This window comes from Eggerthella sp. BIOML-A4 (assembly GCF_009875575.1).
Taxonomy (GTDB): domain Bacteria; phylum Actinomycetota; class Coriobacteriia; order Coriobacteriales; family Eggerthellaceae; genus Eggerthella; species Eggerthella lenta.
In genome coordinates this window covers 92092-104761 of record NZ_WWRX01000002.1, presented here as the reverse complement: position 1 = coordinate 104761, position 12670 = coordinate 92092, and the positions used below count along the sequence as shown (strand labels likewise).

The window sequence follows — 12670 nt, the reverse complement described above, 5'->3', positions numbered from 1 at the left end:
TTTGCAAAGAGGCCAGGTCGTCAAGCTTGATCGAGGATATCCGCTCGTGCGCATCGACGAGGGGTCTTTCGTGCGTTGCGAGCATGCCACCGCGCTGGTGAAAGGCGAGGAAGTGCGTGCCGTGATCGGCGACTTCGTCGAGGTGACCGTGCCGGAGGGCCACGACAAGGGCATCATCGAGAGTATCCTTCCGCGCACGCGCGCGTTCGTGCGCAAAGATCCCACCGAACGCGCGCTCCCGCAGGTGCTGGCTGCGAATTTCGACCGTGTGTTCGTGGCGCAACCGCTATCAGACGTGAACGTGAGGCGGCTCGAGCGAGAGCTGGTGCTGGCTTACGAGACGGGTGCGGCCGTGACCGTGGTGCTGACGAAAGCCGATCTCGCCGAAAGCGATGCCGAAGTGGCGGCGGTGCGCGATCGCGTGCGCGCGTTGGCCGGCCCCGACGTGCAGACCGTCGTCGTGTCGGCCGACGATCCTTCCAGCGTGGAAGCGGTACGCGCGCTTGTGCCGCCGAACACCACGGCCGTGCTCATCGGCAAAAGCGGCGTGGGGAAGTCGAGCCTGATCAACATGCTGGTAGGACACGAGTTGCAAGAAACAACCCCCGTGCGCGACCGCGACGGCAAGGGCCGGCACACCACGGTGAGCCGCGAGATGGTGGCTATTCCCGGCGGCGGCTTCATCATGGACATGCCGGGCGTGCGCGGACTGGGCCTGTGGGAGGCCGATACCGGCATCGGCGCAGCGTTCGCGGATATCGAGGAGGCGGCCGAGCGCTGCCGATTCCGCGATTGCAGCCACGAGGACGAGCCGGGATGCGCCGTGCGCGCCGCCGTCGAGTCGGGCGATATCAGCGAACAGCGCTACGCATCGTACCAGGCGCTTCGCCAGGAGACGAAAGACCTGCGCGCGCGCCGCGAAGAGGCTCGCCGCATGCGCGGCGAAAAAGCCTCCGACCGGGGAAAAACTCCCAAAAAGGGCAGGCCGCGCAAGAAGCGCTGAGGTTTTCGCTCTTTGAGCAACGAGATCATAATAGCCAGATGAGCGATGCGAATGCGTGTGTTTCCCCAGGTCGCTGATTGCTCGTTGCAGCTTTGCTTCGATCAGACGATTATGCTACGGTGCTTGCACGCTGCGAATTTTTCCGAACGCAGCGTAGGGGGCGCTCATGGGGAAGCATGCTTTCAGTCTGAAGACCATCTATCTTGCCGCTCTGACGGCGGTGTTCGCCGTGTCGTTTTTCGCGTTCGTCGCGTTCGATTTGTACTCGCAGCAGCGGCAGACCGAGCAGGCCATGCTGGAGGAAGCGCGCACGTTCGCGCGCGAGATGGACGCGGTGTGGCAGTTCATGGACAATTCCCAAAGCATCATCAACAATTCGTCCAGCGGCGGCTACGAGTTCAAGGGCCTGCACTGCTCGGTGGTGGGCAAGAGCGTCGGCCGGCTGTTCTCGGCGGGCAGCGACTACCGCATCCGGTACACGAACTTCGACCCGCGCAGCGAGCAGGACATTCCCGACGAGTTCGAGACGAAGGCTCTCGAGGCGTTCAACGCCGATCGTTCGGTGACCGAGTATTACGGCGTGGCCCCGTTCGACGGCGAGGACAGGTTCCGCTATCTGCAAGCGCTCGAAGTGGACGACAGCTGCCTCGAATGCCACGGCGAGCCGGTCGGCGAGCTCGACATCACCGACCACGCGAAGGAAGGTTGGACGCTCGAGTCGGTCGGCGGGGCCATCAGCATCGTGATCCCCCTCGATCAGCAGCAGGCGGCCATGCGCGGCAACGTCATCCGAGACATGGCGTACTTCCTGTTGATCACCGTGTTCATCGGCTTGGTCATCTTGGTGGTGACCACTGTGTTCGTGCTGCGGCCGTTGGGCGGCATGCACGCGGCGTTCGGCGAGCTGAAACAGGGACGCTTGGGCGCGTCCGTCAGCCAGCGCTTCGCCGCGAAGGAAGTGAGGAGCCTCATCGCCGGCTTCAACGACATGGCGGGCGAGCTGCGGGGCATGTACGAGCATCTGGAATCGCAGGTGCAGGAGCGTACGGTGGACCTGCGCGAGGCGAACGCCCTGCTGGAACGCCAGCGCGACAAGCTGGAGCAGCTTAACGCCGACCTGGCGCAGGAGACGCAGTTCAAGTCCGACCTGCTAAGCATGGTGAACCACGAGCTGCGCACGCCGCTGACGTCCATCATCACGTTCGCGCAGATATCGCGCGAGGCGTGCGACCCGGCCAACGAGCACGACCGTCGCTCGTGGGAGGAGATCGAGAAGAACAGTCGCATCCTGCTCAACATGATCAACAACATGCTGGACATCGCGCGTTCGGATGCGGGCGGCATGCGCGCCACCTGCGAGCCGATGGATTTGGGCGACGTGGCGGCATCGGTGAAGGGCACCATGGCTCCGCTGGCGCGCAAGTACGAGGTGTCGTTCAGCACGAAGGTGGCGTCGGACGTGCCCTTGGTCAACGGCGACTACGAGAAGACGACGCGCATGCTGGAGAACCTGGCCAGCAACGCCATCAAGTTCACGCCCGACGGCGGCTCCATCGAGCTGCGCGTGGCGTACGACGCCGAGGCGCGCGTGGTGACGTTGTCGATGGTGGACGACGGCATCGGCATCGCGCCCGAGGACCAGGCGCGCATCTTCGAGCGGTTCGTGCAGGTGGACAGCACGTCCACGCGTAAGTACAACGGCAGCGGCCTCGGTTTGGCACTGGTGCGCGAATACGGCGACATGCAAGGGTTCGCCGTGTCGGTGGAAAGCGAGCTCGGTCGCGGCAGCAGGTTCGTCATCACGATTCCCGCGAGCGCGATCGTGGGCGAGATAGAGGGGGAGGACGATGTATAAGGTCATGGTCATCGACGACGAGGACAACCTGCGGCAAGCGCTCGAGCAGCTGCTGGTGTCGAACGGCTACGCGTTCTGCGGCGCTAGGGATGCGGAAAGCGGGCTGGAGCTGCTGGCCAGCGAGCATCCCGATTTGCTGCTGCTGGACGTGATGCTGCCGGGCACGAACGGCTTCGATCTCTGCGCGCGCATCCGCGAGCAGGGCCGCCGCATCCCGGTGATCTTCCTGTCTGCGAAGTGCGACATCGTGGACAAGAGCATCGGCTTCCGCGCCGGCGGCGACGACTACGTGACGAAGCCGTTCGATTCCACCGAGCTGCTGCTGCGCATCGAGGCGAACATCCGTCGCCACAAGGACACCATCGATTTCGCCCGCTGCCGCAACCGCGAGGGCGTGGCGCGCATCGGCGAGCTGGAGGTGCGGTTCGGCGAATACGAGGTGCGCGTGAAGGGGCGCCCGGTGGCGCTGACCACGAAGGAGTTCGAGATCGTGGCGTTTCTGGCCGCGCATCCGGGCAAGGTGTTCACGCGCAGCCAGATCCAGGAGTACATCTGGGGCGAGTCGGATGCCGACTGCAAGCCCACGAACAACATCACCGTGTTCGTCCGCAAGATTCGCGAGAAGATCGAGGAGAACCCCTCGGAGCCCAAGTACCTGCTCACCGTCCAGCGGGTAGGCTACAAGATGGCCGACACCTTGGAGTGAGAGCCGCTGCCGCGGCTTCGGCTTCCGCGGAGCAACAAGCTTGCAAAAAAGTGAACACCGTGTTTACTTTTTGCGCAGCCTAGTTTTGGTTTGTCAAAATATTCACACCGTGTTAATATTTTGACATGAATGAAGTTGTATTCGACATAGATCGTCTTCGCGAAGTGGCTCTAGACCAATACGGGTTCGTGACGACTGCTCAAGCGGAAGAAGCAGGGGTAAGCGCGCCTTCTCTGGCCATGCTTGTAAAAAGAGGAAGGCTCGAGCGCGTCGTTCGCAGCGTCTATCGCGTTCCCCAAGTACCTCCGGCGAGTTTCGATAGGTTCATGTTGGCGCTCTTATGGACGGGGTGCGACGAAGCTGCGCTCAGCCATGAAACGGCGCTCGATGCGTACGATGTTTGCGATGTGAATCCCACTTCGATACATGTAGTAGTTGATGGCGGGCGCCGGATTCGTAGGAAGGGCGGCGAGGGTTATGCGATCCATTATGAAACGGTGGACGCGAAACAAGTTGGTTGGTGGGAAGGGATGCGCTGCGTGAAGCTGGCTACTGCGATCGAGCAGTGCGCGGCTACCGGAACGCCGCGCTACTTGTTGGAGCAGGCTGTCGAAAACGGCAGGAAAAGGGGGCTGCTGGGAAAAAGGGAGGCCGAGCGGTTCGAAGCGATGGTAGGGGGAGCTGATGAGCAAGAACAAAGAGGAGAGCCTTCATGAGCTGATGGCCGGCATGAAGCCCCGAGGCAAAGAGCCCAGAAACGCTGGTGTTCTAGACTCATGGATCGATCATGCCGAAGCTGATTTCGGTATTGCTGCGAGTGGAAGGGTGAGATGGCTCATCGCTTCGACGGTTATAACCGCCATGCTTCAACAAGTGGTCGATGATGACAATGCGTGCAGGTTCTCGCTGAAGGGCGGCACGCTTCTCCAGCACGTGTTCGGCCTCGCTTCAAGAGCCACTAAAGATATCGACGGGATAGTCCGTGGGGATTTGGACGAATTCTTGGAACTAATGGACGAGCAGTTCGTTAGCAGAAATTGGGGGCCGTTCGAGTTCGCTCGTTCGGAGATTGAGCAGATTAGGGTGCCAGGCAAAAGCATCTGCCCGCGCAGGTTCGTCGTAACCGTTTCTCTGAGGAACAAAACCTGGCGCAAGATTAAAGTGGAAGTGTCTCCTGATGAAGGCATGGCGGGTTCAGCCCAGGAGCCTTTCGCCGCGCCGTCGCTTGAGGGTTTTGGCATACCTACTCCGGAAAAGCTTGTCGGTATGGCCATGTGCTATCAAGCGGCTCAAAAAATTCATGCGGCAACCGATCCTCATGACCCTGACAAGGGGTATAGAAACAATCGACCGAGAGACCTGGTCGACCTCGTGCTGATCAAGCAGCTTTCCGATTCGACAGGGCATCCCTCTAAGTCGGATATCAAGCGTGCCGTCATCGACATTTTCGAAGCCCGTGCGAAAGAAGCGGTGAAGGCCGATCGTGAACCGAGGGTATGGCCTACGAAGGTCGTTGTCTATCCACATTGGGCTAACGATTACCTTGCGGCTGCTCAGGCCGTTGACTTGAGGATGAGCGCTGAAGAGGCGGCGGAGGTCGTCAATGCCTGGTTGCTCGAGCTGGATGGCGCTTGATCGCTGTAATGCCTCGAACAGCTCTTTGACCAGCGGCGTTAATACGTGGTTAAGAATTTTTTAACGCAAAACTTATTTCCGATTTATCGCAATATCCTTCGGCGCTCCGTAAAGTGAAACTCATGAAAGGCCAGGGGAACGAGGCTTTTCACCCCGCCCTTCGCAGAACGCGATCCCCTCCCCGCTATCTGCGAAGGGCGAGCATCGGAAGGCCTTGCGGCCGAGGAGTGAAAAAGAGAGGAGCACACATGGCTGAACAAGCAACGCATGGGTTCACCCGCAGGAGCTTCATCAAGGGTGCGGCGGCGCTGACGGCGACAGGCGCGCTGGTAGGCTGCAGCCCCCAAACCCAGAACCTGGAAAAAGCCGAACCGCAAAAGGGAGCCCCCGAGACGCAAATCTTCTCCGGTGCCTGCCGCTCCCAATGCGGCCAGGGCTGCTATCTGGATGTCCATGTTCGCGACGGGCAGGTCGTCCGCACCACGGCGGGCCATTTCGAGGACGGCCCGGAATTCGACCGCATCTGCCCCAAGGGGCTCTCGCAGCCTGCGCGCGTATACAGCTCTGAGCGTCTGCAATATCCCATGCGTCGCGTCGGCGAACGTGGCGCGGGAGAGTTCGAGCGTATCACCTGGGACGAGGCCATCTCCGAAATCACCGATAAGTGGAAGCAGTACATTGACGAGTTTGGTCCCACGTCCATTGCGTTCTTCCTGGGTAGTGGCAACACCGCCGAACTTGGCGGAGGAGCCCCGGAAGGCTCCGTCATGGCGCGTCTGCTCAATGTCATGGGGGCGAGCCGTGTTCTGCCGGACCGCGATATCGCCACGCCCATGTCTTGGACCTACATGTTCGGCCCCGGCTCGGCCGGAAACCGTGCTTCGGACGTTCCCAACGCTGACCATCATGTGATCTGGGGTGGTGACACTGCGGTGTCGGACAAGCAGCGCACGCATTTTTATCTCGAGGCCCGCGATGCCGGCTCCGAGCTCGTAGTCATCGACATCGCCTACCGCACCATGGCTTCGAAAGCCGACTGGTTCGTTCCCGTTCATCCTGCGACCGACGGCGCGCTTGCTCTGGGAGTCGTGCGCGAGATTCTCGAACAGAGCTGGGAAGCGACGGACTTCCTGCGAGATCATACCGAAGCGCCGTTCCTCATCAAAGAAGACGGCATGTTCCTGCGCATGAGCGATTTGGGGGTAGAACCTACTACGACCACCAACGCGCAAGGCCAAGAAGAGAAGGTCGATCCGTGCGTTGTGTGGGACGAAGAAGCCGGCGAGGCCGTTGCTCACAGCGAAGCCAAGAAGCCTGCTATGGGCGACGTTCCCGAGATTGCCGGGCATGCCGTGAAAACGGAGATGGAGATGATCCGAGAAGCCGTCGCGCCGTGGACTTTGGAACATACCTCGGAAGTGACCGGCGTGAGCGCTGACGACATCAAACATCTCGCTCATCTGTACACGCAAGAAGGCAACGTGCAGACGGATATGAAATTCGGCCTCAATCATTACAACAACGGCATCTACAGCTCGAAGTGCGTTAACACGCTCCTTCTGGTCGCCGGCCAGATGGGCAAGCCGGGTTCGGGCCTGTACACGGGTGAGCCGAATTTCGGAGAAGGCAACGTGCAAGCCTGCCTCCAGCTGCCGAGCACGACAGGCGAGGTACCTCAAGGAGTGGGTGCCATAATCAACTGGAGCGACTTCTTCAATGTCGTATCGAGCGGTCAAAAGCTTGGCGAGCCGTTCCCCGTCAAGGCTTTCTACGCTTCGTGCACCAACATCGTCTCAAACCAGACGGAGCAGAACGAGACCATCGAGCTTATGAAGGCGCTCGAGTTCATCGTTATCCAAGACATGACCATGAACGACACTTCTCTATACGCTGACATCCTGCTGCCTGCGTGCCATTGGTTCGAAACCGAGGACCTGCGTGTGCGCTATTACGGCAACCCCTATCTGCTGTGGAACCAGAAAGCCATCGAGCCTTTGTACGAGAGCAAGCCCGACTTCGAGATTTACAAGCTGTTGGCCGAGGGCATGGGCTATGGCGACTTCTTCCAGTTCACTGCTGACGAATACCTGAACACCTGCCTCTCAACGCCCTTCGGCAAGGAGAACGGAATCACCATCGACAAGGTGCGCGAGAAGAACTACCTGCGCTGCGACACCGAGCCGGCTGTCGCTTTCGAAGGCGGTATCTTCAAGACGGCATCGAAGCGGGCCATGTTCTATCGTGAAGCTCCTAAGCCTGATTACAACATGGGTCAAGAGGTTGATCTTGAGAAGGAGAAGTTCTCCTGCTACTGGGAGCCGGCGCGCGAGGCAGATCTCGGCAATCCCATACGCGAGCAGTTCCCCTTCACCATTTGCTGCGAGCATATGCGCACGCGCACGCACACGCAATGGTACGACGTGGATTATATGAAAGAGTTTGAAGCGCAGCCGGTGTGCCGCATCAATCCCGAAGATGCCGCCGAGCTTGGCATTGAAGAGGGCGATGAGATTCGCCTTTACAACGATCGCGGATCCGTCACCTTGCTCGCCGTGCTCAACGCGGGGCAGCAGCGCAAGTCGCTCCATTGCCCTCGCAGCTTCCTGACGCGTGAGCATATAGATGGCGATCTCGCACGTACCACGTTCAATGATTACAACCAGGCTTGCAGGAACCAGTCGTACTTCGACTGCGCCGTGGCCATCGAAAAGCTCTAGGAGGTTGGGAATATGACTCGATACGGAATGGCTATTGATCTTCGTCGCTGCATTGGCTGCCAAGCTTGTGCGACTGCTTGCAAGTTTGCGAATAACCTTCCGAAAGACCTCTCGTACAATGTGGTGTACACCAAGGCGGACGATGACTGGAACACGCTGGGGACGGCAGTGGTGCGCGGGGCTCTCGCAAACGACAACGCGGGTGGCACGTTCCCCAATTGCACGTTGAACTTCCTTCCGATGCAGTGCCAGCATTGCGAGAAGCCTGCGTGCCTCGATGTGTGTCCGACGGGCGCTACCGCCAAGGACGAGGAGACGGGCATCGTTTCGGTGGACAGCGAGCTGTGCATCGGGTGTGAGTCGTGCATCAAGGCGTGCCCGTACGAGGGCGTGCGCACGCTGATCAAGAGCCCCGAGTACTACCTCGACGTCGTGGTGGGCGAGTACGATGCCCCGCCGCATAAGGGTGGCACGGTGGAGAAGTGCACGTTCTGCAAGAACCTCATCGACCGCGGCGACGTGCCCGCCTGCATGCAGCTGTGCCCGGGCCGCGCGCGCTACTGGGGCGACCTAGACGATCCCGAGTCGGACGTGTCGAAGGCCATCGAGGGACGCGAGACGATGTTCCTCAACGAGGAAGCCGGCACGAAACCGAGCGTATACTACTTGCAGTAAATAAGGCGCTGACGGCCTAAAGGGGATCGCCCCCTTTAGGCTCCGGCGCACGGGGCATCTTCGCTCCAAAAACACGCCTCACGCGCTGTGGCGTGTTTTTGGGGCGAAGATGTCGGAACAAGGGGGACTTATGGGGCGAGAAGAAGCGGTGAAGCGGGCGGTGGGGAAGGCCGATGCGTTCGAGTTGTTGTCGTGCGCGTTCGCGTATCCCGATGAGCGCCTGGCGCAAGGGCTGGTCGACGGGTCGTTCGCCGACGATGCCCGGGCATGCCTGCTCGATGCGGGCGCCGACCCGGCGGCGGCGGATTCGACGGCTGAAGCGCTTGCTGCTTGGCGCGATGCGTCGGCGGCCGATCTGTTGGCCGATATGCGCATCGTGTACTCGCGCCTGTACCTGGCACCCGGCGGCCACACCCCCATCTTCCCGTACGAAAGCGCGTTTCTGCACGTGGAGCGGGGGATGAAAGGCGTTCCCGCGCTGTTCCGCACGCCGGTGACGCTGGATGTAGAGCGCTTGATGCGCGAGGCGGGCGTGGTGGCGAAGAATGCGCGCAAAGAGCCGTGCGATAGCGTGTTCGAGGAGTTCGAATTCCTGTCGTATCTGTACGCGAAGCTCGCCGATGCTCTGAACTGCGACGATGCCGAAGCTGTCGCTGCTTGGACCGAGCGCATTCAGACGTTTGAGCGCGAGCATGCGCAAGCGTGGCTCCCTGCGTTCATGCAGCGCACGCAGGAGCTTGCGGCCGAGAAGCCCTATTGCGCGTTCGCGGCGCTGGCGTTGACGGTGATGGAGGTGCACTCATGACGCTCATCTTGGTTCTTGCGGGCGCTGTGGCATTCGCGTTCGCATGCAAGCGGCCCATCAAGTCGTGTCCGTTGGCGTTCTACGCCCTGGCTGCCACGCTTGACGTGCTGTTCGTGGTCGGCTCGTTCGCGGGACTACCGCCGATGCTGTACGACGCGCTGTTCCTGCTGTTGCACAAGTGCACGCTGGCTACCGCGCTGTTCGCCGTCGTGATGTACATCGGGGTGTTCGCGCGCGACTCGCGCGTGGCGACGTACCTGCGTCCCATCCGCGCCGAGCTGTCCATCATGGCGTGGCTGCTGTCGCTGGGCCACATGGCCATCTACCTCTCCTCGTACGCGGCCAACCTCTCGACGGGGCTGCCGCAAACCAATGTCGCCGTGGCGCTTGCGCTTGCGTTGGCGCTGTTCGCGCTGCTGGTCGTGCTGGGGGTGACGTCGTTCAACGTGGTGAAGAAGCGCATGAAGAAGGAGACGTGGAAGCGCGTGCAGCTGCTGGCGTATCCCTTCTGGGGCCTCGTGTACGTGCATCTGCTGCTCATGCTGGTGCCCTCCGCCCTGCGCGGCGGCGCTCCTGCGCAGATGGCCGTCGCCGTGTACTCGGTGGTGTTCGTAGGCTACGCCGTCCTTCGCATCCGCCGCGCCGCGGTCGACCGCCGCAAGGAGGAGTCCGGGCGCGTAGGCGATGCCGTGCAGAATCCAGCGTGATGCACGCTCCGCGTGCTTCTACGCACAAAAAGCGCCGATGTGTGATTTCGCCGACCGTTCGCTTGCGATAGGCTTCTGCGCGATAATGTGAAGCGCCAGGTCAGAGCATCGTGCATAATCGAAGGCCTGAAAGCTGCACCCTTGGGCGCGCTTTCGGGCCTTCTTGTTATCGAACGTCGCGGGTTTTTGTGCAAAAAGCGCTTCATGGCGTGCATAGCAAGCAGGGCGGTTCGTCCCCGTGTTCGATGCTTGCGACATGCGGCGCCCCTCGTGCTTTTACCGTGCGCCCTCGGCCGCGCCTCTGCTATACTTCCTTTCGGCCTTTGCCGGTTGCGAAACTCACGCTCGCATCCGTCGACGGCTCCGCGTTTGCATCGTTGGGCCCTGCACTCGCGGATTACTAGCTGCCCAAAGCCCGCGGCACCGCGCCGCGCGGAGAACAGGAGCATATCCATGAACAAGAAGACGACGTACGTCGCCCAAGCGGGCATGATCGCGGCCGTGTACGCGGCTGCCACCCTCATCACGCTTTTGGCGCTGCAAGGACTGGCTTGGGGGCCGGTGCAGTTCCGCATCTCCGAGGCGGTGTGCGTGCTGGCAGTGCTTACGCCGGCGGCCGTGCCCGGCCTCACTGTCGGGTGCATCATCGCGAACCTTATGGCGCTCGCCATCAACGGAACGGGGGCGCTGGGCATGCTGGACGTGGTGTTCGGCAGCCTGGCCACGTTCCTTGGCGCGCTGTGGTGTTGGAAAATGCGCGAGCGTCCGAAGCTGGCGCTGCTGGGCCCCGTGATCGCGAACGCGCTCATCGTGCCTGCGTATCTACCCCTTCTGCTGCAAGGCCTGGGCTACTACACCATCCCGTTCACGTCTATCGCGCTCGACGGGCTGTACCTGCCCATGTACCTGTTCGGCGTGGTGGCCACCGGTCTCGGCGAAGCCCTGGTCATCTACGTGTTGGGGCTTCCGCTGCTCTCCGCGCTCAAGCGCTTCGACGTGGTGAAGAAGGCAGTAGCCCGCTAGCGGGAAAGCAGGCGCGGAACGCGTGAGCCGCGCCTGCTTTCTTTTAATATATGACCAAATAGCTCGCCTTCACTGATTCGATGAATTGACAAGGCTGCGGGGCGTATATCGCTACAATATGGGGTTGGGCCGAGCCCTCGCAGTTGTACCCGAGTGAAGGACGTGCATGAACCCCGTTATTGTGATCCCCACTTTCGTGTCCGCGCGTCGCCGCAAAGAAGGCGGCAGCGTGCTCACGACCTACGATCACGCGACTCCCATCTCGCAACCCGGCGAGCTCCCGCGTTTGCTTGCGTCGTTGCAGAAGGTGCGCGGCGCCGGCCAGATCATCGTGCTCGTGGTCAGCGAGCCGTCGATCGAGAACCAGGCGGCCGAGAAGGTTCAAAGCGTTGTCTCGCGCTTTCCCTCGCTGAACACCGTGGTCATCGGCGCTCCCGAGCTGGCACTTATCCAGCAGCGCATGGAGCAGCTGGGTTTGGGCAAGCTGCAGAAGGAGATCGGCCTGTCCGGCTACGGTGCGGTGCGCAACCTGGGTCTGGTGATGGCCGACGTGCTGGGCTTCGACTCGGTGGTGTTCCTCGACGACGACGAAGTGGTGGATGACGCCGACTTCCTGCAGAAGGCCATGTACGGCCTGGGCAAGCTCACGAAGAAGGGCATTCCCATCCTGGCCAAGACCGGCTTCTACTTCAATTCCGAAGGCTCCTACCTGTCGAAGAGCCAGGACAAGTGGTACAACCATTTCTGGCAGCAGGGAAAGGCCTTCAACAAATGGATCTCGAAGGCCATGCGCGGCCCTCGTCTTTCCCGATCGAACCATACGTGCGGCGGCTGCCTTGCTTTGCATAAAGAGGCGTTCAAGCGTCTGTCGTTCGATCCTTGGATCGCGCGCGGCGAAGATCTCGATTACATGCTTGACCTGCGTATGTACGGTTCGGACATCTGGTTCGACAATCAGTGGAGCCTGCGCCACCTTCCTCCCGAAACCGAGAGCGAGGGCACGCGCTTCCGTCAGGATATCTTCCGATGGCTCTACGAATACCGGAAGATGGAGTACAGCCGCACGCAGATCGACCTTTTGCAGGTGAAGCCGTCTTCGCTGGAGCCGTATCCGGGCCCGTTCCTTGAGCCAGGCATCACGAAGCGCATTCGTTTGACCGCCTTTCTGAGGAGCTTGGCGCGCCCCGACAAGAAGGCGTACCGGAAAGCGGCGAAGGCGGCCACCGGCGAAGCGACGACGTATGCCCAGCGCAACTGCTCGAAGTACTTCGAGTTCCAGTTCGTGTGGCCGGAGCTGATGGCGCGCATGGAGAACGATCAGATCCTGCGTACGGCGCTTATGCAGTCGGCCGCGCAGCGCCAGGCCAGCGCCGGCAACGGAGCCGATCGACTTGCTTCGGCGCAGGCGGCCATCGCGGCGGCCGGCATCGATCCGGGTGTGACGAGCGAGATTCGCCTGAACGTCGCGGAATAAATAAGCACGCTCGGCAACGTTTGCATGACGGAGCCTCCACGGGGCGCAGTCTAAGCTGTACGATGGCGTG

12 protein-coding genes are annotated in these 12670 nt (G+C 61.1%); 11 read left to right on the top strand and 1 reads right to left on the bottom strand.

The window, feature by feature from the left end; translation table 11 throughout:
• The first annotated feature begins 1 nt into the window (after window position 1).
• From rsgA to GT613_RS02210, 9 genes are all read left to right on the top strand, one after another.
• On the top strand, window positions 2-1003 hold the full coding sequence (rsgA, locus tag GT613_RS02250) for a ribosome small subunit-dependent GTPase A (protein ID WP_114552240.1): 1002 nt from the start codon (window positions 2-4) through the stop codon (window positions 1001-1003).
• A 166-nt stretch (window positions 1004-1169) separates the two neighbouring features.
• Window positions 1170-2858, top strand: coding sequence for a DUF3365 domain-containing protein (locus tag GT613_RS02245; protein WP_114552239.1), 1689 nt, complete (start codon window positions 1170-1172; stop codon window positions 2856-2858).
• Window positions 2851-3564 (top strand): response regulator transcription factor, encoded by a 714-nt coding sequence (locus GT613_RS02240; protein WP_009305406.1) that lies wholly within the window; start codon window positions 2851-2853, stop codon window positions 3562-3564. Before GT613_RS02245 ends, GT613_RS02240 begins: the two co-directional genes overlap by 8 nt.
• Before the next feature lie 125 nt (window positions 3565-3689).
• Window positions 3690-4280: a type IV toxin-antitoxin system AbiEi family antitoxin domain-containing protein gene (locus tag GT613_RS02235; RefSeq protein ID WP_035578674.1), complete on the top strand. Its 591-nt coding sequence runs from the start codon at window positions 3690-3692 to the stop codon at window positions 4278-4280.
• Window positions 4249-5199, top strand: coding sequence for a nucleotidyl transferase AbiEii/AbiGii toxin family protein (locus GT613_RS02230; protein WP_009305405.1), 951 nt, complete (start codon window positions 4249-4251; stop codon window positions 5197-5199). The genes GT613_RS02235 and GT613_RS02230 overlap by 32 nt, the downstream gene beginning before the upstream one ends.
• Before the next feature lie 122 nt (window positions 5200-5321).
• Complete coding sequence (locus GT613_RS02225; protein ID WP_229040901.1) at window positions 5322-7916, top strand: molybdopterin-dependent oxidoreductase; 2595 nt, start codon at window positions 5322-5324, stop codon at window positions 7914-7916.
• Between the two features lie 12 nt (window positions 7917-7928).
• Window positions 7929-8591, top strand: coding sequence for a 4Fe-4S dicluster domain-containing protein (locus tag GT613_RS02220; RefSeq protein WP_009608419.1), 663 nt, complete (start codon window positions 7929-7931; stop codon window positions 8589-8591).
• A 130-nt stretch (window positions 8592-8721) separates the two neighbouring features.
• Entirely contained in the window at window positions 8722-9396 is a 675-nt protein-coding gene (locus tag GT613_RS02215) for a molecular chaperone (RefSeq protein WP_009305402.1), read from the top strand.
• Entirely contained in the window at window positions 9393-10103 is a 711-nt protein-coding gene (locus GT613_RS02210) for a ferric reductase-like transmembrane domain-containing protein (protein WP_009305401.1), read from the top strand. Before GT613_RS02215 ends, GT613_RS02210 begins: the two co-directional genes overlap by 4 nt.
• Window positions 10104-10121: 18 nt before the next feature.
• Here GT613_RS02210 and GT613_RS02205 read toward each other — a convergent pair whose 3' ends face one another.
• Complete coding sequence (locus GT613_RS02205; protein ID WP_057384764.1) at window positions 10122-10361, bottom strand: hypothetical protein; 240 nt, start codon at window positions 10359-10361, stop codon at window positions 10122-10124.
• Between the two features lie 195 nt (window positions 10362-10556).
• Between GT613_RS02205 and GT613_RS02200 the strand changes: the two genes are divergently transcribed.
• Together GT613_RS02200 and GT613_RS02195 are read left to right on the top strand one after the other, a co-directional pair.
• Window positions 10557-11126 (top strand): QueT transporter family protein, encoded by a 570-nt coding sequence (locus GT613_RS02200; protein ID WP_009305400.1) that lies wholly within the window; start codon window positions 10557-10559, stop codon window positions 11124-11126.
• Window positions 11127-11292: 166 nt separating this feature from the next.
• On the top strand, window positions 11293-12600 hold the full coding sequence (locus GT613_RS02195) for a glycosyltransferase family 2 protein (RefSeq protein ID WP_009305399.1): 1308 nt from the start codon (window positions 11293-11295) through the stop codon (window positions 12598-12600).
• The last annotated feature ends 70 nt before the right edge of the window (window positions 12601-12670 follow it).

Bases quoted from the DNA above. Each gene is read 5' to 3' on its own strand.
- GT613_RS02205 (WP_057384764.1), bottom strand. From the start codon at position 10,361: ATGTCGCAAGCATCGAACACGGGGACGAACCGCCCTGCTTGCTATGCA.
- GT613_RS02195 (WP_009305399.1), top strand. From the start codon at position 11,293: ATGAACCCCGTTATTGTGATCCCCACTTTCGTGTCCGCGCGTCGCCGC.
- GT613_RS02235 (WP_035578674.1), top strand. From the start codon at position 3,690: ATGAATGAAGTTGTATTCGACATAGATCGTCTTCGCGAAGTGGCTCTA.
- GT613_RS02210 (WP_009305401.1), top strand. From the start codon at position 9,393: ATGACGCTCATCTTGGTTCTTGCGGGCGCTGTGGCATTCGCGTTCGCA.
- GT613_RS02220 (WP_009608419.1), top strand. From the start codon at position 7,929: ATGACTCGATACGGAATGGCTATTGATCTTCGTCGCTGCATTGGCTGC.
- GT613_RS02215 (WP_009305402.1), top strand. From the start codon at position 8,722: ATGGGGCGAGAAGAAGCGGTGAAGCGGGCGGTGGGGAAGGCCGATGCG.
- GT613_RS02225 (WP_229040901.1), top strand. From the start codon at position 5,322: ATGAAAGGCCAGGGGAACGAGGCTTTTCACCCCGCCCTTCGCAGAACG.
- GT613_RS02230 (WP_009305405.1), top strand. From the start codon at position 4,249: ATGAGCAAGAACAAAGAGGAGAGCCTTCATGAGCTGATGGCCGGCATG.
- GT613_RS02245 (WP_114552239.1), top strand. From the start codon at position 1,170: ATGGGGAAGCATGCTTTCAGTCTGAAGACCATCTATCTTGCCGCTCTG.
- GT613_RS02200 (WP_009305400.1), top strand. From the start codon at position 10,557: ATGAACAAGAAGACGACGTACGTCGCCCAAGCGGGCATGATCGCGGCC.
- GT613_RS02240 (WP_009305406.1), top strand. From the start codon at position 2,851: ATGTATAAGGTCATGGTCATCGACGACGAGGACAACCTGCGGCAAGCG.